At 73.3% G+C, this 20559-nt stretch carries 16 protein-coding genes and 1 pseudogene; 9 read left to right on the forward strand and 8 right to left on the reverse strand.

The features are described from left to right. Positions 1-52: 52 nt before the first annotated feature. Positions 53-772, reverse strand: coding sequence for a hypothetical protein (locus ACFUK0_RS11400; protein WP_380248650.1), 720 nt, complete (start codon positions 770-772; stop codon positions 53-55). A 288-nt stretch (positions 773-1060) separates the two neighbouring features. On the opposite strand from ACFUK0_RS11400, the pseudogene ACFUK0_RS11405 reads away from it, so the two are divergent. The 3 genes and pseudogenes from ACFUK0_RS11405 to ACFUK0_RS11415 all read left to right on the forward strand — a co-directional run. Beyond that, positions 1061-1144 (forward strand): annotated as a pseudogene (locus tag ACFUK0_RS11405) (VOC family protein); the annotation flags it as partial. 112 nt (positions 1145-1256) lie between these two features. Beyond that, the gene (locus tag ACFUK0_RS11410; protein WP_380248652.1) at positions 1257-3647 is read left to right on the forward strand and encodes an ATP-binding cassette domain-containing protein; all 2391 of its coding nucleotides are present in this window, start codon (positions 1257-1259) and stop codon (positions 3645-3647) included. A gap of 69 nt (positions 3648-3716) precedes the next feature. Beyond that, positions 3717-4160 (forward strand): helix-turn-helix transcriptional regulator, encoded by a 444-nt coding sequence (locus tag ACFUK0_RS11415; protein ID WP_380248654.1) that lies wholly within the window; start codon positions 3717-3719, stop codon positions 4158-4160. Positions 4161-4186: 26 nt separating this feature from the next. Here ACFUK0_RS11415 and ACFUK0_RS11420 read toward each other — a convergent pair whose 3' ends face one another. The 4 genes from ACFUK0_RS11420 to ACFUK0_RS11435 form a co-directional block, all read right to left on the reverse strand. Then, positions 4187-5524 carry a DUF2252 domain-containing protein gene (locus ACFUK0_RS11420; RefSeq protein WP_380248656.1) on the reverse strand — a complete coding sequence of 446 codons (1338 nt, stop codon included), beginning with the start codon at positions 5522-5524 and terminating at the stop codon, positions 4187-4189. 97 nt (positions 5525-5621) lie between these two features. Beyond that, positions 5622-9176: a DNA polymerase III subunit alpha gene (dnaE, locus tag ACFUK0_RS11425; protein ID WP_380248658.1), complete on the reverse strand. Its 3555-nt coding sequence runs from the start codon at positions 9174-9176 to the stop codon at positions 5622-5624. Between the two features lie 210 nt (positions 9177-9386). Continuing rightward, complete coding sequence (locus ACFUK0_RS11430) at positions 9387-9839, reverse strand: type II toxin-antitoxin system PemK/MazF family toxin (RefSeq protein WP_380248660.1); 453 nt, start codon at positions 9837-9839, stop codon at positions 9387-9389. A 31-nt stretch (positions 9840-9870) separates the two neighbouring features. After that, positions 9871-10800: a LysR family transcriptional regulator gene (locus tag ACFUK0_RS11435; RefSeq protein WP_380248662.1), complete on the reverse strand. Its 930-nt coding sequence runs from the start codon at positions 10798-10800 to the stop codon at positions 9871-9873. 72 nt (positions 10801-10872) lie between these two features. Here ACFUK0_RS11435 and ACFUK0_RS11440 point away from each other — a divergent pair, with 72 nt between their 5' ends. The 6 genes from ACFUK0_RS11440 (at position 10873) to ACFUK0_RS11465 (ending at position 17515) form a co-directional block, all read left to right on the forward strand. Then, positions 10873-11775 (forward strand): dihydrodipicolinate synthase family protein, encoded by a 903-nt coding sequence (locus tag ACFUK0_RS11440; protein ID WP_380248664.1) that lies wholly within the window; start codon positions 10873-10875, stop codon positions 11773-11775. Positions 11776-11903: 128 nt separating this feature from the next. Next, complete coding sequence (locus ACFUK0_RS11445; protein WP_380248666.1) at positions 11904-12929, forward strand: aspartate-semialdehyde dehydrogenase; 1026 nt, start codon at positions 11904-11906, stop codon at positions 12927-12929. Positions 12930-13284: 355 nt separating this feature from the next. Then, positions 13285-14589, forward strand: a complete 1305-nt coding sequence (locus ACFUK0_RS11450) for an NYN domain-containing protein (RefSeq protein ID WP_380248668.1) — start codon at positions 13285-13287, stop codon at positions 14587-14589. A gap of 118 nt (positions 14590-14707) precedes the next feature. After that, positions 14708-15712, forward strand: coding sequence for an ABC transporter ATP-binding protein (locus ACFUK0_RS11455; RefSeq protein ID WP_380248753.1), 1005 nt, complete (start codon positions 14708-14710; stop codon positions 15710-15712). Between the two features lie 2 nt (positions 15713-15714). After that, on the forward strand, positions 15715-16524 hold the full coding sequence (locus tag ACFUK0_RS11460) for an ABC transporter permease (protein ID WP_380248755.1): 810 nt from the start codon (positions 15715-15717) through the stop codon (positions 16522-16524). A 94-nt stretch (positions 16525-16618) separates the two neighbouring features. Then, positions 16619-17515 carry an ABC transporter permease gene (locus ACFUK0_RS11465; protein WP_380248671.1) on the forward strand — a complete coding sequence of 299 codons (897 nt, stop codon included), beginning with the start codon at positions 16619-16621 and terminating at the stop codon, positions 17513-17515. A 31-nt stretch (positions 17516-17546) separates the two neighbouring features. Here the strand turns inward: ACFUK0_RS11465 and ybaK are convergent, their stop codons facing one another. The 3 genes from ybaK to ACFUK0_RS11480 all read right to left on the reverse strand — a co-directional run bounded on the left by ybaK (position 17547) and on the right by ACFUK0_RS11480 (position 20482). Continuing rightward, positions 17547-18041: a Cys-tRNA(Pro) deacylase gene (gene ybaK, locus ACFUK0_RS11470; RefSeq protein ID WP_380248673.1), complete on the reverse strand. Its 495-nt coding sequence runs from the start codon at positions 18039-18041 to the stop codon at positions 17547-17549. A gap of 43 nt (positions 18042-18084) precedes the next feature. After that, positions 18085-18822 carry an LON peptidase substrate-binding domain-containing protein gene (locus ACFUK0_RS11475; protein WP_380248757.1) on the reverse strand — a complete coding sequence of 246 codons (738 nt, stop codon included), beginning with the start codon at positions 18820-18822 and terminating at the stop codon, positions 18085-18087. A gap of 82 nt (positions 18823-18904) precedes the next feature. Then, on the reverse strand, positions 18905-20482 hold the full coding sequence (locus tag ACFUK0_RS11480; protein WP_380248675.1) for an oxidoreductase: 1578 nt from the start codon (positions 20480-20482) through the stop codon (positions 18905-18907). Positions 20483-20559 lie beyond the last annotated feature (77 nt).

The raw sequence follows: 20559 nt of genomic DNA on the forward strand, positions 1-20559 counted from the left end.
GATGTGACAACCCCGGCGTCGACCTTGCGGGCCGCCCGTCGGCCGGACCGGATCAGACCGACGGCGGCCCGACAGGCGGCACCGGCGGCACCGGCGGTTGCGAGGGCTGGGGCGGCCGGGCCGGCTGAGGCGACTGGAACGGCTGGAACGGCTGCGAGGGCTGAGAGGCCTGCGCCGGCAGCGGGGGAGAGGCGGGCCGGTCGTACGCCCCGTACGCGGGATAGGGGGCGTACGGGTTGGGCGCCGCAGCGGCAGCCGGGGCGCCCGAGGGCCCGGTGGGACGGGTCGCGGCCACCACGACGGCCACGATGACGGCCGCCGCGACCGAGAGGAGGTGGGCGACGTTGAGGAGCAGGAAGGCGGGGCTCCGGGCGAACGCGTCGCGGCCGTACGAGGTGCCGAGCTGGTTGATCGTCATCGCGGCGGCGGCGTAGCCGTTCACGGCGAGCAGGACGACGGCGCCCGGCCGCACCCAGCTCCGGCGGCTGAAGGCGCCGATGACGAGGGCGAGCAGCGCGACCGACAGGGCGGCGTCGTAGCCGAAGAACCCGACCGGGGCACGGAACGCGGCGTGGTCGTAGGTGAAGCCGAGGGCGACGGGCAGGTACTCCACGCCCTGCTGGCTGATGTCGTAGCCGAGGATGCCCAGTTCGGCGAGCAGCAGGAGGAGGGCCACGACACCGATGGCGACCAGTCCGCCGCCGCTGGTGCGGGGTGCGGGGGGCTGCCACGGGTACCCCTGGCCGGGCGGGCGGTACGGGTCGTACGTCATGAACTCCCCCTCTGGAACGGCGATTCCGTACGGCTATTCCGTGCGGAATCGCGTCCGCTGATCGCATCCGACGATCGCGTCCGGTGATCGCGTCCGACGATCCGCTCGTCGGCACGAGGCTAGTGGCGGGCCCGGGCGGTGGCCAGAGAAACGACCGGGCGGGAGCGGCGGCCGGACCGGTCAGGAATCGAGAAGCGCCCGCTTCCGAGCCGCACTAGCGTGACAACCATGGACATCACGATGCACGCGGGTTTCCTCCCGCCGGCGGCCGATCCCGGGACCACCGGGCCCACCGATCAGCCGTACGGTATTCGCGACTGCGCCTTCCGCGATCCCGCGGGCAACCTGATCCGCATCAACCAGCGCGGCTGAGCGACCCCGGCAGTCACAGCCCGCCCCGCCGTCGGCACGGCAGGCAGTGGCCGGGCGGCAACCAGCGCGGTGCCGCGCCCGCGGGCGCGTCCACGACCGAGACGGAGACACCATGAGCACGGCCACGAGGACGAACACGCACTCGCCGGCGCCGCACGCCGCCGACAGTCACGATCTGATCCGCGTCCACGGCGCGCGCGTGAACAACCTCAAGGACGTCAGCATCGAGATCCCCAAGCGCCGGCTGACGGTGTTCACCGGCGTCTCCGGATCGGGCAAGAGCTCGCTGGTGTTCGGCACGATCGCGGCGGAGTCGCAGCGGCTGATCAACGAGACCTACAGCGCCTTCGTGCAGGGTTTCATGCCGACGCTGGCGCGTCCCGAGGTCGACGTGCTCGAAGGGCTGACGACCGCGATCCTCGTCGACCAGCAGCGGCTGGGCGCCGATCCGCGCTCCACGGTCGGCACCGCCACCGACGTCAACGCGATGCTGCGGATCCTGTTCACCCGGCTCGGGAAGCCGCACATCGGCCCGCCCAGCGCGTACGCGTTCAACGTGCCCTCGGTCCGGGCCAGTGGTGCCATCACGGTCGAGGCGGGTGCGAAGAAGACGGTCAAGGCGACCTTCAACCGCACCGGCGGCATGTGTCCGCGGTGCGAGGGCCGGGGCGCCGTCTCCGACATCGACCTCACCCAGCTCTACGACGACTCCAAGTCGCTCGCCGAGGGCGCGTTCACCATTCCCGGCTGGAAGTCGGACAGCTTCTGGACCGTCCGGGTCTACGCCGAGTCGGGCTTCCTCGACCCGGACAAGCCGATCCGCAAGTACACCAGGAAGGAGATGCAGGACTTCCTCTACCGGGAGCCCACCAAGGTGAAGGTCGAGGGCGTGAACCTCACCTACGAGGGGCTGATCCCCAAGATCCAGAAGTCGTTCCTGTCCAAGGACAAGGAGGCGCTCCAGCCGCACATCCGGGCGTTCGTGGAGCGGGCGGTCACCTTCACCACCTGTCCCGACTGCGACGGCACCCGGCTCAGCGAAGGGGCCCGGTCCTCGAAGATCGCCCGGATCAGCATCGCCGACGCCTGCGCGATGCAGATCAGCGACCTGGCCGGGTGGGTCCGCGGCCTCGACGAGCCGACGGTCGCGCCGCTGCTCGCCGCGCTGCTGGAGACGCTCGACTCCTTCGTGGAGATCGGCCTCGGCTACCTCTCGCTCGACCGGCCTTCGGGGACGCTGTCCGGCGGCGAGGCGCAGCGCGTCAAGATGATCCGCCACCTCGGCTCCTCCCTCACCGACACCACCTACGTCTTCGACGAGCCCACCATCGGTCTGCACCCGCACGACATCCAGCGGATGAACGACCTGCTGCTGCGGCTGCGGGACAAGGGCAACACCGTGCTGGTGGTGGAGCACAAGCCGGAGACGATCACGATCGCCGACCACGTCGTCGACCTCGGCCCCGGCGCCGGGTCGGCGGGCGGCACCGTCTGCTTCGAGGGCACCGTCGAGGGGCTGCGGGCCGGCGGCACGCTGACCGGGCGGCACCTGGACGACCGGGCCACCCTGAAGCCGTCGGTGCGCGAGCCGTCGGGAGTGCTGGAGGTGCGCGGCGCCGGCACCCACAACCTGCGGGACGTCGACGTCGACCTGCCGCTCGGCGTGCTGGTGGTGGTGACCGGCGTGGCCGGGTCGGGGAAGAGCTCGCTGATCCACGGGTCGGTGGCGGGACGGGACGGGGTGGTGGCCGTCGACCAGAGCCCGATCCGCGGCTCGCGCCGGAGCAACCCGGCGACGTACACCGGCCTGCTGGACCCGATCCGCAAGGCCTTCGCCAAGGCCAACGGCGTGAAGCCGGCCCTGTTCAGCGCCAACTCCGAGGGCGCCTGCCCCACCTGCAACGGCGCCGGTGTCGTCTACACCGACCTGGCGATGATGGCCGGCGTCGCCACCGTCTGCGAGGAGTGCGAGGGCAAGCGCTTCCTGGCGTCGGTGCTGGAGTACCGTCTCGGCGGCCGCGACATCAGCGAGGTGCTCGCGATGCCGGTCTCGGAGGCGGCGGAGTTCTTCGGCGCCGGTGACGCGCGCACGCCCGCCGCGCACGCGATCCTGGAGCGGCTCGCCGACGTCGGGCTGGGCTACCTCAGCCTCGGCCAGCCGCTCACGACGCTGTCCGGCGGCGAGCGGCAGCGGCTCAAGCTGGCCACCCGGATGGCGGAGAAGGGCGGCGTCTACGTCCTCGACGAGCCGACCACCGGCCTCCACCTCGCCGACGTGGAGCAGCTGCTCGGCCTGCTCGACCGGATCGTCGACTCCGGCAAGTCGGTCATCGTCATCGAGCACCACCAGGCGGTCATGGCGCACGCCGACTGGATCGTCGACCTCGGCCCGGGCGCGGGCCACGACGGCGGCCGGATCGTCTTCGAGGGCACACCCGCCGACCTGGTCGCCGCCCGCTCGACCCTCACCGGTGAGCACCTCGCGGCCTACGTCGGTACCTGACCGGTGCGCCGGACAGCGGGCACGTCCGCGGGTGCCCCCGAGGGCGGCCCGGTGTGGCAGGATTTTCGGGTGACCGGCAAACCTGGCGCGGCGCAGCGCCTGAGCGACCTCGCGCGGCTGCGCCGCGTCCGTGACCGGATCGACCGGGAGTACGCGCAGCCGCTGGACGTGGAGGCACTGGCCCGCGGCGTGCACATGTCGGCCGGGCACCTCAGCCGGCAGTTCCGGCTCGCCTACGGCGAGGCGCCGTACGGCTATCTCATGACGCGGCGCATCGAGCGCGCGATGGCGCTGCTGCGCCGGGGCGACCTGAGCGTCACCGAGGTCTGCTTCGCGGTCGGCTGCTCCTCGCTGGGCACCTTCAGCACCCGCTTCACCGAGCTGGTGGGCGTGCCGCCCAGCGTCTACCAGCGGCAGGAGGCGGGCGCTGAGGCGGGGATCCCGTCCTGTGTGGAGAAGCAGGTGACCAGACCGCTGCGGACGAGGGAGACACCGGCCCCGGGGCCGCGCTAGCGCGACGCCCCCGGGGCGGCGGCGGGCTACAGGCCCGGGATGCGGCCGTTGCGGAAGAGGTCGACGAAGATCTGGTGGTCCTGGCGGGCCCGCGCGCCGTAGGCGTGGGCGAAGTCGACCAGCATGTCGGCGAAGCCGTTCTCGTCCTTGGCGATGGCCGCGTCGATGGCGTGCTCGGTGGAGAACGGCACCAGGGTGTGGCCGCTGGAGGACTCGTCCGCGGCGGCGTGCATGCTGGCGGTGGCCCGGCCCAGGTAGTCGATCACCGAGCGGAGGTCGGCGGGTTCGTTGAGGTCGGTCCAGTCCAGGTCGGCGGTGTACGGGGAGACCTCGGCGACGAGCTGGCCCTGCCCGCGCAGGGTGGCGTAGCCGAGCCACGGGTCGCTGTGCGCCTGGAGGGCGCGCTGCGAGATCACGGTGCGGTGGCCCTCGTGCTCGAAGTAGCCGCGGATCGCGGGGTCGGTGACGTGCCTGGAGACGGCCGGGGTCTGACCCTGCTTCAGGTAGATGATGACGTCGTTCTCCAGGGCGTCGGTGTGGCCCTCCAGCAGCAGGTTGTAGGAGGGCAGTCCGGCGCTGCCGATGCCGATGCCGCGGCGGCCGATGACGTCCTTGACGCGCAGCGCGTCCGGGCGGGTGCGGGTGGCGGGCGGCAGGGTCGGGAGGTAGGCCTCGAAGGCGGCGAGGACTTCGGCCTTGGTGGCCTCGTCGAGTTCGATGGCGCCGCCGCCCTTGCGGAACCGGCGGTCGTACCCGTCGATGACGGTCTCGGAGTCCAGCAGGGCGACGCGGGTCTGCAGCCGGGCCCGGCGCAGGGTGTCCAGGATCGGGCCGGTGGCGGTGTCCAGGGTGAACGCGGCGCTCTCGCCGTCGCGGACGAGCGTGGAGATCCGGTCGCGGTAGGCGGCGGCGAAGACGCGGACGAGTTCGGTGATGGTGTCGTCCGAGAGGGCCTTGGCGTAGCCGATCAGGGCGAGGCTGGCGGCGAGCCGCTGGACGTCCCAGGTGAAGGCGCCGACGTACGCCTCGTCGAAGTCGTTGACGTTGAAGACGAGCCGGCCCTCGGAGTTGAGGTAGGTGCCGAAGTTCTCGGCGTGCAGGTCGCCGTGGATCCAGACCCGGCTGGTGCGCTCGTCCAGGAACCCGGCGCCGTACGCGTCGTAGGGCGCGGTGCTGAGGTCGGCGTAGTAGAGCCCGGCGGTGCCCCGGTAGAAGGCGAACGCGGAGGCCGCCATCTTGCGGAACTTGACCCGGAACGCGGCCGGGTCCTGGGCGAGCAGCTCGCCGAAGGCGGCGTCGAAGACCCGCAGTACGGTCTCGGCGCGCTCGGGTTCGCGGTGGGCGGCGGTGAGCTGGTCGGGCATCGTGGTTCCTTCTGCGGCAGTTGCTCCTACGGTTCTGGAGACTACTGCGCGCGCCGGAGCGCCGCGATGCCCGACCGCCGTGCGGTCCCGCTGCCGTTCAGGCGCTCCAGGCGGACGGGCCGAGCAGCGTCTTGACCTCGCTGGCGAAGCCGGTGTCGGGGTTGACCAGGAAGCCGAGCTCGTAGAGGACGTTCTTCTGCGGGCTGGTGGTGAGCATCCGAACGGGGACGTCGCCGGGGTGGGCCCGCAGGGAGCGCTTGAGTTCGTGCACCAGGTGGGGGCTGACCTTGGTGTACGGGACGGTGATCTGGACGGGCGGCTTGCCGCCGTGCTCGGCGGAGGAGATGTCCAGCGGGGTGATCTCCTGGCCGAAGATGCTCAGCGAGCCGTCGCGTTCGTTGAGCCGGCCCCGGACCGAGATGACGTTGTCCTCGATCATCTGCTCGGACATCAGGTTGTACGTGGCGGGGAAGAAGAGCACCTCGACCGAGCCGTCGCGGTCGGCGAGGGTGATGATCGCCCAGGCGTTGCCGGCCTTGTTGATGCGCCGGTCGACGCCGGTGATGAGCCCGGCGAGCTTGACCTCGCCCTCGGTGCGGCCGGAGCCGAGGAGTTCGGCGATGGAGATGTCGCGGTTGCGGGAGAGGATGTGCTCGGCGCCGTCCAGCGGGTGGCTGGAGACGTACAGGCCGAGCATCTCCCGCTCCAGGCTGAGGAGTTGCTTGCGCGGCCATTCGCGGTCGGTGAGCTCGAAGTCGAGGCCGATGGCGGGGATGTCCTCGCCGGTGTCCATCGCGCCGAACAGGTCGTCCTGGCCGATCGCCTGCTGCTTCTTCACTCCGGTGACGGCGTCGACCGCCGTCTCGTGCACGGTGGTGAGCGAGAGGCGGGTGTGGCCGAGGGAGTCGAAGGCGCCGGCCTTGATCAGGGAGTCGATGGTGCGCTTGTTGCAGACCACCAGCTCGACCTTGTCGAGGAAGTCCGCGAAGGAGGTGTACTTGCCCTTCTCGCCACGGGTCCTGACGAGCGATTCGATGACGGGCACGCCGACGTTGCGGACGGCCTTGAGGCCGAAGCGGACGTCGGTGCCGACGGCGGTGAAGTCGACCACGGACTCGTTCACGTCGGGCGAGAGGATCTTGATGCCCATCTGGCGGCACTCGGCGAGGTAGATCGCCATCTTGTCCTTGTCGTCGGCCACCGACGTGAGCAGGGCGGCCATGTACTCGGCCGGGAAGTTCGCCTTCAGGTAGGCGGTCTGGTAGGAGACCAGGCCGTACGCGGCGGAGTGCGACTTGTTGAACGCGTAGCCGGCGAACGGGACCAGGACGTCCCAGACCGCCTGGATGGCCTCGTCGGAGTAGCCGCGCTCCTTGCACCCGGCGTGGAAGGGGACGAACTCCTTCTCCAGGACCTCCTTCTTCTTCTTGCCCATGGCCCGGCGGAGCAGGTCGGCCTGTCCGAGGCTGTAACCGGCCAGCACCTGGGCGGCTCGCTGCACCTGCTCCTGGTAGACGATCAGGCCGTAGGTGGGGCCGAGCACCTCGCTCAGCGGCGCCTCCAGCTCGGGGTGGATCGGGATGATCTCCTGCTGGGCGTTCTTGCGGAGCGCGTAGTTGGTGTGCGAGTTCATGCCCATCGGGCCCGGCCGGTACAGCGCGGAGACGGCGGAGATGTCGGCGAACTCGGTGGGCTTCATCAGCTTGAGCAGCGCCCGCATGGGCCCGCCGTCGAGCTGGAACACGCCCAGGGTGTCGCCGCGGGCCAGCAGTTCGTACGTGGTCGGGTCATCGAGGGGGATCTTCTCGATGTCGACGTCGGCGCCGCGGTTGGCTTTCACGATCTTGATGCAGTGGTCGATGATGCCCAGGTTCCGCAGACCCAGGAAGTCCATCTTGATCAGGCCCATGGCTTCGCACGACGGGTAGTCGAAGCCGGTGATGATCGTGCCGTCCTTGTCCCGCATGTGCAGCGGGACGAGCTCCAGCAGGGGCGTGGACGACAGGATGACGGCGGCGGCGTGCACGCCGGTGCCGCGGATCAGGCCCTCGATGCCGAGGCCGGTGTCGATGATCTTCTTGACGTCGGGCTCGTTCGCGTACAGCGAGCGGATCTCGGTGCCCTCGTTGTACCGCGGGTGGCTCTCGTTGAAGAGGTCCGCCAGCGGGACGCCCTTGCCCATCACGTCCGGCGGCATCGCCTTGGTGATCCGGTCGCCCATCGCGAACGGGTAGCCCAGGATGCGGTTGGCGTCCTTGACGGCGGCCTTCGCCTTGATCGTGCCGAAGGTGTTGACCTGCGCGGTGTAGTCCGAGCCGTACTTCTCGGTGACGTAGCGCACCATCTGGTCGCGCTGGCGGTCGTCGAAGTCGATGTCGACGTCCGGGGGGTTGATGCGCTCGGGGTTCAGGAACCGCTCGAACAGCAGGTCGTGCTCCAGCGGGTCCAGCTCGGTGATCCGGGTGAGGTAGGAGACCATCGAGCCTGCCGCCGAGCCACGGCCGGGGCCGACCGGGATGCCGTTGTCACGGGCGTACTGGCAGATGTCCGCGACCACGAGGAAGTACGCGTCGAAGCCCATCGGGCTGATGACGCCCATCTCCAGCTCGACCCGGTCCAGCACCTCCTGGCTCGGGTTGTCGCCGTAGCGGACCTGCAGGCCGGCCTGGATCTTCTGCCGCAGGAAGGACGCCTGCGTCTCGCCCTCGGGGACGTCGAACTGCGGCATCCGGTCGACGTAGTTGAAGACCTCGTCGTACGGCTCGATCCGCTCGGCGATGGCCAGCGTGTTGGCGCACGCCTCCGGGAGCTCGCTGAACAGCGCGCGCATCTCGTCGGGGGTCTTGATGTAGTAGCCGCTGCCGTTGAACTTGAAGCGGTTCGGGTCGTCCTTGTTCTTGCCGACGCCGACGCAGAGCAGGCTGTCGTGCGCGTCCGCCTGGTCGGCGGTGACGTAGTGCGAGTCGTTGGTCGCCAGCAGCGGGATGTCCAGTTCCTTGGCGAGCCGCAGCAGGTCGAGCCGGACGTCCCGTTCGATGGACAGGTCGTGGTCCATCAGTTCCAGGAAGTAGTTCTCCCGGCCGAAGATGTCCTGGTAGGCGGAGGCGGCCTTGACCGCCTCCTCGTACTGGCCGAGCCGGAGGCGGGTCTGCACCTCGCCGGACGGGCAGCCGGTGGTGGCGATGATCCCGGTGGAGTTCGCGGCGATCAGCTCGCGGTCCATCCGGGGCTTCATGTAGTAGCCCTCCATCGACGCGAGCGAGGAGAGCTTGAAGAGGTTGCGCAGGCCGGTGGCGTTCTGCGCCCACATGGTCATGTGGGTGTAGCGGCCGCCGCCGGAGACGTCCTTGCCGCCCTCGCCGTCGGCGCTCACCTGCCGCTGCCCGCCGGGCGCCCAGAAGGTCTGCTTCTTGTGGAAGCGCGAGCCGGGCGCCACGTACGCCTCGATGCCGATGATCGGCTTCACGGCGCCGTCGAGCTTCTTGGCGCTCTGGAAGAACTCGTACGCGCCGAACATGTTGCCGTGGTCGCTCATCGCGATCGCGGGCATGCCCTGCCGCTGCGCCTCCGCGAACAGCTTTCCGTTCTTCGCTGCACCGTCCAGCATCGAGTATTCGGTGTGGACATGCAGGTGAACGAAGCTGTCGGCCACGGTGGGAGAGCTCCTAGCAGAGGGGGCAGGACGCGCCTGGGGGGATCTCCCACCCTAGCGCGGTGAGGCACCTGATCGGCTCAGTGGCCGATGGTGTCCCCGAGACCTCCACGATCGATCGGAGCTGCTCGCGCCGGGCCGCCCGGGCGCTCCGGCCGGGGCGCGGTGAGACCGATGTCACGTCCCCGCGCGCCCCGCCGACGGGCCCGCTCAGCTCCAGCGGTAGCGCAGTTTCAGCCGGTCGACGACCTGGTTGAACCGGGCCCGGTCCAGCGCGCAGGCCTCCCGGCGCATGCCCGCGTCGTGCACCCGCAGCACCCGGTCGAGCGCGACCCAGGAGTCCCGTCCGGTGCGGTCCCACGGGCCGGAGCCGATCGGCGCCCAGTCGCGGTCGGCGTCGTGCGCCTTGCTGGAGAGCATCACGGTGAGCAGCGTCCCGCCCGCCTCGCGGGCGACCACCAGCACCGGCCGGTCCTTGCCCCGGCCGTCGTTCTCCTCGTACGGCACCCAGGTCCAGACGATCTCGCCCGGGTCCGGGTCGCCGTCGTGGTCGGGCGCGTACTCCGTCCGGACGGCGCCGATCCGGAAGGGATCGACCTCGGTGGTCGCGGAGGGGCCGTGGGAGCCCGGTGCCTGCTCGCCTTGGTGCGTCAACTCAGCCATGCGCGAAGGCTAGTGACCGGCCTGCGGTTGATCAAGGTCCAGGACCGGCCCCCGGCCGGTCGAGGTCCGGGGCCGGCAGCGGCAGGGCCGTCCGCAGTGCGGCGGTGAAGGCGGCCACGGCCGGGTGGGCGGCGGCGCCGCTGCGGAACGCCGTCCGGGTGCGGCGGCACATCGCCAGTTCGGTCAGGGTGACGCCGGGCGGCCGGTCCACCGCGCCGAGCCGGGGCACCAGGGCGACGCCCTGCCCGGCCGCCACCAGGGCCAGCACGGTCGCGAACTCGTCCACCTGGTGGCGCACCCGCGGGGTGAACCCGGCGGCCTCGCAGGCGCGGACGGCCATCGTGCGGCAGAGCGTGCCGGGGGTGCCCATGATCCAGGGCGAGTCCCGCCGGGCGGCCACCGGATCACCCCCGGCGGCCGGGCCGTCGGTGGCCGCCGACGCCAGGTACATCGCCTCGGTGAACAGCGGTTCGGTGGCCAGGCCCGGTTCGTCCGGCGAGGGCACGAAGTCGTAGTCGTGGACGAGCGCGACGTCCAGCTCGCCGGCCCGCAGCGCGTCGGCCACGCCCGCCGGGTCCATCTCGGCGACCATCGGCTCCAGCCCGGGGTGCTCACGGGCGAGCGCCAGCAGCGCCCCGGGGACGATCGCCCGGGCCGCGCTCGGGAAGGTGCCGATCCGCAGCGGGCCGGCCAGCCCCTGGCGGGCGTCGACGAGTTCGGCGCCGGCCAGCTCAAGGCGCTCCAGCACCGCCTCGGCGTGCCGGACGAGGTTGCGCCCGGCCGGCGTCAGGGCGACCCGCCGCCCGGTGCGCTCCAGCAGCGGCACCCCGGCCTCCCGCTCCAGCACGGACAGCTGCTGGGAGACGGCGGACGGGCTGAAGGCGAGTGCCTCGGCCACGGCGGCGATGGTGCCCCGGTGGGCGAGTTCCCTGAGCAGGCGCAGGCGGCGGACGTCGAGCATCGGCCCAGCTTACGGTTATCGGCACAAACGTGAACTGGACCTGGCGCCAGGACCGGGGCCAGGCTGGTCGGCATGGACCAGCACACCCCGCTGCAAGGGATCTTCGTCCCCCTCGTCACGCCCTTCGCCGCCGACGGCACCGTCGCCCGCCGCGCCCTGGAGTCGCTCGCCCACACCGCCCTGGACGAGGGCGCGGCCGGCCTGGCCGCCCTCGGCACCACCGCCGAGGCCGCCGCCCTGGACGCGGCCGAGCGGCGCACCGTCGTCGAGGTGGCCGCCGCCGTCTGCCGCGAGCGCGGCGCCGCCCTGCTCGTCGGCGCCGGCGGCGGCGACACCCGCAGCACCGGCGAGGCCCTGCTCGCCCTCGGCAAGGACACCCCGCAGGCCGCCGCCGCGATGGTCACCGTCCCGGCGTTCTCGCGCCCCGGCGAGGCGGGCGTCCTCGCGCACTTCCGCCAACTGGCCGCGCTCAGCCCCGTCCCGCTGGTGATCTACCACATCCCGTACCGCACCGGGCAGCCGCTGAGCGCCGCCGCCCTGCTGGAGCTGGCGGCCGTGCCCGGCATCGCGGGCGTGAAGTACGCCGTGGGCGGCATCGACCAGGACACCGTCGACCTCCTCGGCGCCGCCCCCGAGGGCTTCGCGGTGCTGGCCGGCGACGACGCCTTCCTCTCCCCGCTGCTGGCGCTCGGCGCCGCCGGCGGCATCCTGGCCTCCGCCCACCTGGCGACCGGCCGCTTCGTCGAGCTGGCCGAGGCCTGGCGGGCCGGCGACGCGAACCGCGCCCGCCCGCTCGGACACGCGCTGGCGGCCCTCGCCCGGGCCTGCTTCGGCGCGCCCAACCCGGCCGTGGTCAAGGGTGTCCTGCACGCCCAGGGGCGGATCCCGACCCCGGACGTCCGGCTGCCGCTGCTGCCCGCCGGGCCCGCCGAGGTCGGCGCGGCGCTGGCGCAGCTGGAGCGCCTGGCGCCGTGAGCGCGGGCGGAGACCGTTCAACCCGTGGAATACCTGGCGGCCCCGGACGGGTCTCAGGGCATGATGGGCCCAGTGCGGCTCTGATCGCAGGCTGTGTGATCTGCAAGAACCCCAGAGGAGATAGTCGGATGAGGATCGGCATTGTTGGGGCCACCGGCCAGGTCGGCGCCGTGGTGCGCGGAATCCTGGCGGAGCGCTCGTTCCCCGTGGAGCAGCTGCGGCTGTTCGCCTCGGCCCGTTCGGCCGGGCGCACGCTGCCCTGGCAGGACACCGAGGTCACCGTCGAGGACGCGGCCACGGCCGACTACAGCGGCCTGGACATCGTGATCTTCTCGGCCGGCGGCTCGACCTCCAAGGAGCTGGCGCCCAAGGTGGCCGCGGCCGGCGCGGTCGTCATCGACAACTCCTCGGCCTGGCGCCGCGACCCCGAGGTCCCGCTGGTGGTCTCCGAGGTCAACCCGGAGGCGATCGCGAACCGCCCCAAGGGCATCATCGCGAACCCGAACTGCACCACGATGGCCGCCATGCCGGTGCTGCGCCCGCTGCACGAGGAGGCGGGGCTGACCGCGCTGGTCGCCACCACCTACCAGGCGGTCTCCGGCTCCGGCCTGGCCGGTGTCGCCGAGCTGCACACGCAGGCGGGCAAGGTCGTCGGCGAGGCCGACCGGCTCACCCACGACGGCGAGGCCGTCGAGTTCCCGGCCCCCAGCGTCTACAAGCGCCCGATCGCGTTCAACGTGATCCCGCTGGCCGGCAACCTGGTCGACGACGGTTCCTTCGAGACCGACGAGGAGCAGAAGCTCCGCAACGAGTCCCGCAAGATCCTCGGCATCCCGGAGCTCAAGGTCTCCGGCACCTGCGTGCGCGTGCCGGTCTTCTCCGGCCACTCGCTCCAGATCAACGCCCGCTTCGCCGGCCCGATCAGCGTCGAGCGTGCCTACGAGCTGCTCAAGGACGCCCCGGGCGTCGAGCTGTCCGAGATCCCGACCCCGCTCCAGGCGGCCGGCAAGGACGCCTCGTACGTCGGGCGCATCCGGGCGGACGAGACGGTCGAGCACGGCCTCGCGCTCTTCCTCTCCAACGACAACCTGCGCAAGGGCGCGGCGCTCAACGCCGTGCAGATCGCCGAGCTGGTCGCGGCCGAGCTGAGCTGATCCGCTCCCGCCCGAAGGCAGCGCCCCGCCGGATCCGTCCGGCGGGGCGCTGTGCCGTTCGGGCGGCCTCCGCGTACGTACGGCGCGGGGCGCGCAGACGGGCCGGTGTGCCGAGGTTCGCCGACGGTACGAGGGGTAAAGGAGACCCCAACGATCGGGCGGGCCGGAGTGCGGCCGGAGCGCGGCCGGTCGGGACGATCGGCGTGGTCCGGGGTACCGGAGTGCGACCGGTCGGGCAGACTGCTCCCTACGCCGCGCGCCGGGCCCCTCAGCCCGAGCGCTGGGCGGACCGCGCCCGCCAGGCGCTGCCGGCCGGTGGCGCCGTACCCGGGGCCGACCGGAAAGAGGTGCGGACGTGGACCGCTGTGTCGTCCTGGTGGATGCCGGATACCTGCTGGGCGCAGCCGCCAGCCTGCTCGCGGGGGATCCCTCCCGGTCGCGGGTGACGGTCGACCACACCGCGCTGATCGCCGCGCTGCGCGAACGCGCCGAGGACGAGACCGGCCTGCCGCTGCTGCGCATCTACTGGTTCGACGCGGCACCCGACCGGCGCCCGATGCCCGAGCACCGGCGGCTGCGGGTGCTGCCCCGGGTCACCGTCCGGCTGGGGGCACTGACCCGGGCCGAGGGGCGCTGGGTCCAGAAGGGCGTGGACGCGGCGATGCACGCCGAACTGTCGGAGCTCGCCCGCAACCGGGCCTGCGCGGACGTCGTGCTGGTCACCGGCGACGGCGACCTGCTGCCCGGCATGATGTCCGCCAAGGAGCACGGCGTGGTGGTGCACCTGTGGGCCCTGCAGGCGGCCGACGGGGACTTCAACCAGTCCGAGGACCTGGTCGGCGAGGCGGACGAGCGGCGGGTGCTGGACCGCGACTGGATCGAGCGCTGGGTCGCCGTCCGGGAGACGGTGCCCCCCTTCACCGCCCCCGGGCCGCGCCCCGAGATCGCCAAGATCCTCTCCGCGCCTCCGGCCGCCGTCCGGCCGGCCGCCGCCACCGCGGTGGCCGCGGAACCCGCCCGCCCGCGGCCCGCGCACGCCGCCCCCGCCGCCGCGGTGACCGCCGCCACCGCACTGAAGGTCGTCCCGACCCCCAAGGACCTGGCGGGCCGGACCCCCGTACCGGTGGCCGCCGTGAACGGACACGGACCGGGACCGGGCGGCCACGGGAGCGCGTCCGGTTCGGTCAACGGCAGTGCGGCGCACGGCGGTCCGGCGAACGGGACGGCGCTGCACGGCGGCCCGGTGCTGCGCTGGTCCTCCGACCGGGGCTGGGTGGACCGCCCCGGCCCCGGCCCCGACACCGCCGGCGACACCCTGCCCACGCTCGCCCAGCTGACCACCGCCGAGCAGCGCTGGGCCGACCGCGAGGAGGACATCACCACCATCGGCGGCGACGCCCACGAGGTCGGCCAGGTCTTCGCCCGCCGCTGGACCGAGCGCCTCGGCGACGTCGAGCGGCTCACCGCGCTGTGGGCCGACTACCCGCGCATCCCGCACCGGGTGGACGGCGAACTGCTCCGCTACGCCGCCCGCTTCGGCCTGCTCGCGCACAAGGACGACCAGATCGACGAGCACGACCGGTACGCGATCCGGGCCGGCTTCTGGAAGGAGCTCGCCGCCCGCGTGCCCGGCGGCGACCTGATCGTCGTCGACGACTGAGAGCGGCGCGGCCGGGGCGCCGTGTGCCGTCCGTCTCAGGCCCCCTTGTCCGGATCCGCCCGCCCAGCGCGTAGAGTCTTCGCTCGTGAGCGAGAGCGACCGGCGGGCACCACGGGCCGTGCCACAGGGCGAGGCCGCCGGTGCGCCGGGACGGCTCGCCGAGCGCTGTTGTACCGTCCGCGACCTGGTGCGGACGTACCGCTCCGGCCGGGGCGAGCGGGCGGGCGAGATCCGCGCCAACGACGGCATCACCCTGGACATCGCCCGGGGCGAGGTGTTCGGACTGCTCGGCCCCAACGGCGCCGGCAAGTCCACCCTGGTCCGCCAGCTCACCGGCCTGCTGCGCCCCGACAGCGGCAGCATCGAGATCCTCGGCCACGACGTGGTGCGCCACCCCGAGCGGGCCGCCCGGCTGCTGGCCTACCTCGGCCAGGAGTCCACCGCGCTGGACGAACTGACCGTCGCCCTGGCCGCCGAGACCACCGGACGGCTGCGCGGCCTGAGCCGGGCGCAGGCCCGCTCCACCGCCGCCGACGTGCTCACCGAACTCGGCCTGGAGCCGCTCGCCCACCGCCCGCTCGCCAAGCTCTCCGGCGGCCAGCGCCGGCTCGCCTGCTTCGCCGCGACGCTGGTCGGCGAGCGCCCGCTGCTCGTCCTGGACGAGCCGACCACCGGCATGGACCCGGTCGCCCGCCGGGCCGTGTGGTCCGCCGTGGACCGCCGCCGCGCCGAGCACGGCGTCACCGTGCTGCTGGTCACCCACAACGTCATCGAGGCCGAGACCGTACTCGACCGGGTCGCCGTGATCGACGAGGGCCGGGTGATCGCCTGCGACACCCCGGGCGGCCTCAAGGCCCTGGTCGACGGCGACGTCCGGCTCGACCTGGTGTGGCGCACCGAGGCGCCGCTGGAGGTGCCCGCGGTCGCCCGGCTCGCCGAGCAGGCCGAGCGCACCGGCCGCCGCTGGACCGTCCGCACCAGCCCCGAACAGGCCCGCGAACTGGTTGCCGCCGTCACCACGGGCCCGGCCTTCGCGGCCCTGGACGACTTCACCCTGGCCACCCCGAGCCTTGAGGACGCCTACCTCAAGCTGGGCGGCCGCCACGGAGGTCTGGCCAAGTGACCCTGCTGTCCGTCCCGCCGCAGACGGCGTCCGCCCCGGCCCCCGCCGTGCCCGCCCCACTGGCGCCCGCCGCCCGGCTGCTGCCGGCGCTGGCCGCCGTCTACCGGGCGCAACTGGCCCGGGCCAAGGTGGCGCGGATCCCGCTGCTCTTCGTGGCGACCTTCCAGTCGCTCGGCATCCTGGTGATGATGCGCGGCGTCGTCGACCCGGGGAACAACGCGGCCGCGCACACCGTCGTGGCCGGCTCCAGCGTGCTGGTGGTGGCGTTCGTCGCGCTCAACCTGCTGGCGCAGTACTTCGGCCGGCTGCGCGCGACCGGCGGGCTCGACCACTACGCGACGCTGCCGGTGCCGGCCGCCTCGGTGGTGCTCGGCGCGGCCGCCGCGTACGCCTCCTTCACGCTGCCGGGGGCGCTGGTCACCGCGGCCGTCGGGGCCTGGATGTTCGCGCTGCCGCTGACCCACCTGTGGGTGCTGCTGGCGGTGGTCCCGCTGGCCGGCGCCGCGCTGTCGGGGCTGGGGGCGGCCTGCGGGCTGCTGGCGCCGCGCCAGGAGATCGCCACCCTGCTCGGCCAGCTCGGCATGTCGGCGGCCCTGCTGCTGGGCGTGCTGCCGGTCGAGCGGCTGCCGCAGCCGGTGCTCTGGCTGCGTGACCTGCTGCCCTCGACGTACGGCGTCGAGGCCTTCGCCCGGACGTTCACCGCGAGCCCGGACTGGGCGGCGGTGGCGGGCGACCTCGGGGTCTGCGCCGGTGTCGGCCTGGTCTCGCTGGCGGCGGCGACCTGGGCCTACCGGCGGGCCACCAGCCGCTGACCGGGCCCGAGGACGGCCGGCGGCCGGCCCTCGGACGTGCCCCGGGGTGTGGCCCGCACCCCCTGGGGCAGGCCGACCGTGAAACGATGGCCGGGTGACCGTACCGAACACACCTCCGGATCCCGGCTCCGCCCGAGACGCCGCGAGCCCCGCCGCGGACCTCACGGGCCCGACGACGGGCACTCCCGCGGCCCCGACCGCGGCCCCGACCGCGGGTCCGGTCGGGGGCCCCGCCGCCGGTGCCTTCGGCCAGGCGCCGCCCCCGGCCCAGAACCCCTACGCCGCACCGCCGGCCTTCCAGCCGGTCCGGGAGCCCAGGCGTCCGCTGCTGCCGGAGCTGCGGGTCGGTGCGCTGACGGTGCTGGTCTGCCTGGTGCTGGGGCTCGCGGTGGCCGGGCTCTGGGTCTGGCTGGCGCCCCGGGTGCCGCTGCTCGTCCAGGGCAACCGGATCCTGTACGCCGACCCCGAGGGCGAGCAGCGCGCCGGGGCGGACGCGGTGTTCGCACTGGTCGGGCTCGGCGCCGGCCTGTTCACCGCGCTGGGGGCGTTCCTGCTGACCCGGGCCCGGGGCGGCGGGATCGCGGTGGCGGTCGGGCTGACCCTCGGCGGTTTGGCCGGCTCGGTGCTCGGCTGGCAGCTCGGGATCCGCTTCGGCCCGACGGCCGACGTGGTCGCGCACGCCAAGCAGGTCGGCGACGGCCACGAGTTCAGCGACGCGCTGCGGCTCAGCGCGCACAGCGCGCTGCTGGTCTGGCCGATGACGGCGATGGTGCTGCTGCTGGCCCTGTCGGCGGCGTTCGGCAAGCGCGAGCAGGATCCGCCGCCGTACTGGGAGGGCACCGGCTGGGGCACCCCGGTCGGTGCCGGCGCCCACGGGGCCGTCACCGACGGTCACCCGGCCGGCGGGCTCGCCCCCGCCCCGGCAGCACCCCCCGCCCCGACCCTGCCGCCCGCACCGGCCCCCGAGGACCGGCACCCCCCGAAGGCCTAGCCCGAGCCCCGGTACCGCGTGACGACGGCCCCTATCGCCCGATGGGGGCCGTCGTCGCGTTCGTGAGCGCCACCAGGTCGGCCGGGGCGAGCTCGACCTCCAGCCCGCGCCGGCCCGCCGACACGTACACGGTCGGATGCGCCAGCGCACTGTCGTCCAGGACGGTCCGCAGCGGCCGGCGCTGGCCGAGCGGCGAGATGCCGCCCAGGACGTAGCCGCTGCTCCGCTCGGCCGCCGCCGGGTCCGCCATCGCGGCCCGCCTGCCGCCGACCGCCGCCGCCAGCGCCTTCAGGTCGAGCTTGCCGGAGACCGGCACCACGCCGACGGTCAGGGCGCCGTCCACGTCCGCGACCAGCGTCTTGAAGACCCGGGAGGCCGGGACGGCGAGCAGCTGCGCCGCCTCCCCGCCGTAGGAGTCCGCCGCCGGGTCGTGCTCGTACGCGTGGACGGTGAACGGCACGCCGGCCGCCGCCAGGGCCACCGTCGCCGGCGTGCCCTGCCCGCCCTTCTTCGCCTTCTTGGCCATCCGGCCCTCCGCTCGTCACAGGCGCCCGCGCGGGCGGGGCGGGTCAGTTCGGGCTGAACGACTGCCGGGTCAGGTCCACCGCGGGCAGCGACGGCAGCCAGGCGAGCATCGCCGTCTCCCGGCGCAGCAGGTCCAGTTCGGTGGTCAGCCGCTGCGCGGTGTCGGGGCAGGCCAGCAGCTGCTGCTTGACCGGGGTGTCGAACACGGCGGCGGCCGCGACCAGGTACGACAGCACCTGCGGGTCGCCCGGCAGCTCCTGCTCGCCGGCCAGGCTGGCCTCGCGGGCGCCCGCGAGGCGCTTCTGGTAGAGCCGGAACGCCCGGACGACCCCGGCCGCCAGCGCGCCCGCCCCCTCGCCGGGCTGCTCGTCGATCGTCTCGATCTCGCCGGTCAGGTACGGGCCGCCGGTGTCGACGCTGCGCAGCCGGAACCGGGTGGTGCCGGTGACCAGCAGTTCGTAGCGGCCGTCGGGCTGGGGCTGGACGGACGCGACGTCGGCGACGCAGCCGATGTGGTGCAGCGCCTCCAGCGGGTCGCCGGTGACGGTGCCCAGGCCGTCCAGCGGCCCGGCCGGGCCGCTGTTCTCACGGACGGGGGAGACCTCCCGGCCGTCCCTGATCGCCAGCACCCCGAACCGGCGGGGCCGGTCCTCGGGCAGCTCCAGCAGGTCCGCGACGAGACGGCGGTAGCGCTCCTCGAAGACGTTGAGGGGCACCACCAGGCCCGGGTAGAGAACCTGGTTGAGCGGGAAGAGCGGCAGCCGTTCGGTCACGGCGCTCAGCGTAGTTGCCCGAAGGGGCACGGCGCGCCAGGGTTTGCGGCTGTGGGCGGGTGCGGCCGGGTACGGGCGGTCGCCGGCCGGGTCAGCCGCGCTGGAGCATCCGGGTCGCACCGGCCGCGACCGTGGTGGCCAGCACCCAGCCGACGATGACCAGCCCGGCGGCCACCCACTGGCTCGTCCCGCCCGGGTTCCAGCCCTGCTGGCCGAGGTCGACGATGGGCAGCAGCTGGCTGAGCGCGTAGAGCACGGCGTTCCAGTGCGGCCGCTCGTCGGCCTTCAGCGGGGCCGGTTCGTGCCGGCTGAAGTACAGGCTGCCCAGCGCCCAGGCCAGCAGCAGCCACCAGGCGGCGCGCCCGGGCCGGTAGCCGTAGCCGACGGCGAAGTCCTGGACCAGGCCCCAGAGCCGGCCGGGCAGCGGCAGGCTGCGGCGCCGGCGGCGCTGCTTGGCGTGCAGCACCTCGCGGGCGTCCTCGTCGGAGCCGTCCCGGCGCAGTGCGGCCGCCAGCTGCTCGTACGGTTCGGGCTGGTACTCGCTGAGGGACTTCTCCAGCCACTCGATCCGCTCCCGCACCGAGAAGTGGCCGTCCGGGCGGAGCGACTCGTAGGTGAAGCCGTTGAGGCCGACCTGCCCGGCCTCGGGCCAGGCCCCGGGCCGGTCGACCAGGTTGCCGATCCGGGCGCGGGACAGCGAGACGTGGCCGGTCGGTGGCTTGCGGCAGCTGAAGCGCAGCTCGGGGGCGTGGATGCGGCGCATCGACAGCTCCTGGCCGGGGCCGAGGTGGAACTCGGCGTCGGTGATCAGGCAGGCGTTCTCGAACCGCCCGTCGGCGAGCCGCACGCCGCCGTACGCGCGGAACGGGGTGACGGGGGAGCCGAGCGGGGTCGGCTCGCCGTACCCGTAGCCGTAGACCGTGCGGGAGTCGATCCAGCTGGCGTCCGCCGAGCCGCTCAGGTACAGCGTGTGGCCGACGTTGATCCGGGCCAGGTTGAGGACGTTGCGGGCGCCGGGGGCGCCGCGCAGCTGGGCACCGCGCAGGGACAGCCGCCCGCCGATCCGGGCGGTGCGCAGGCTGACCTCGCCGTCGGACTCCATCCGTTCGGCCTCGACGTCCTGGTTGACGCTCAGGCCGTCGGCGGCGAACGCCCGGCCGTGCCGGTCGCCGCCGAACTTCGCCTGGTTGAGCATCAGGTCGGTGCCGATCTTGGCGTCGGTCAGCCGCACCCCGCCGGGTATCACGCAGCGGGCCAGGTGCAGGTCACCCTCGGTGATCAGGCGGGAGGCCTCCAGCCGGGGTATCAGGCAGCGGATCAGGCGCAGCGTCCCGGCGCGGGCCTCGGACAGCAGGACCTTGTGCTCGAAGCGGCAGTCGTAGAGCTCCACGTAGTGCTGGATGGCGCCGCCGGCCAGCACCAGCGAGCCGGTGACGTGGACGCCGCTCATCCGCAGGCTCGCCACCCGGCCGGACACCGCGGGCGGCCCGTCCAGCAGGAGGGCCGCGACCACCTCGGCGCGGACGGTGCGCCCGGGGCCCCAGTCGCCGGAGTTCACCGGGTCGTCCAGGGCGTCGTCACCGGTCCTGAGGTCGTAGACCCGGCCGTGCCGGACGGCCTCCCACAGCCCCTTCTCCACCGGCGTCCAGTCGTCCGGAACCTGCTCCACGATGCGTCCCCCCAAGATCCCCGGCCGTCCCGGCTTTCGTATCACGGACTGAAATGCGGGGCCGCCGGTTCCGGCCA

The sequence above is a fragment of the Kitasatospora sp. NPDC057223 genome, from assembly GCF_042669755.1.
Lineage (GTDB): Bacteria > Actinomycetota > Actinomycetes > Streptomycetales > Streptomycetaceae > Kitasatospora.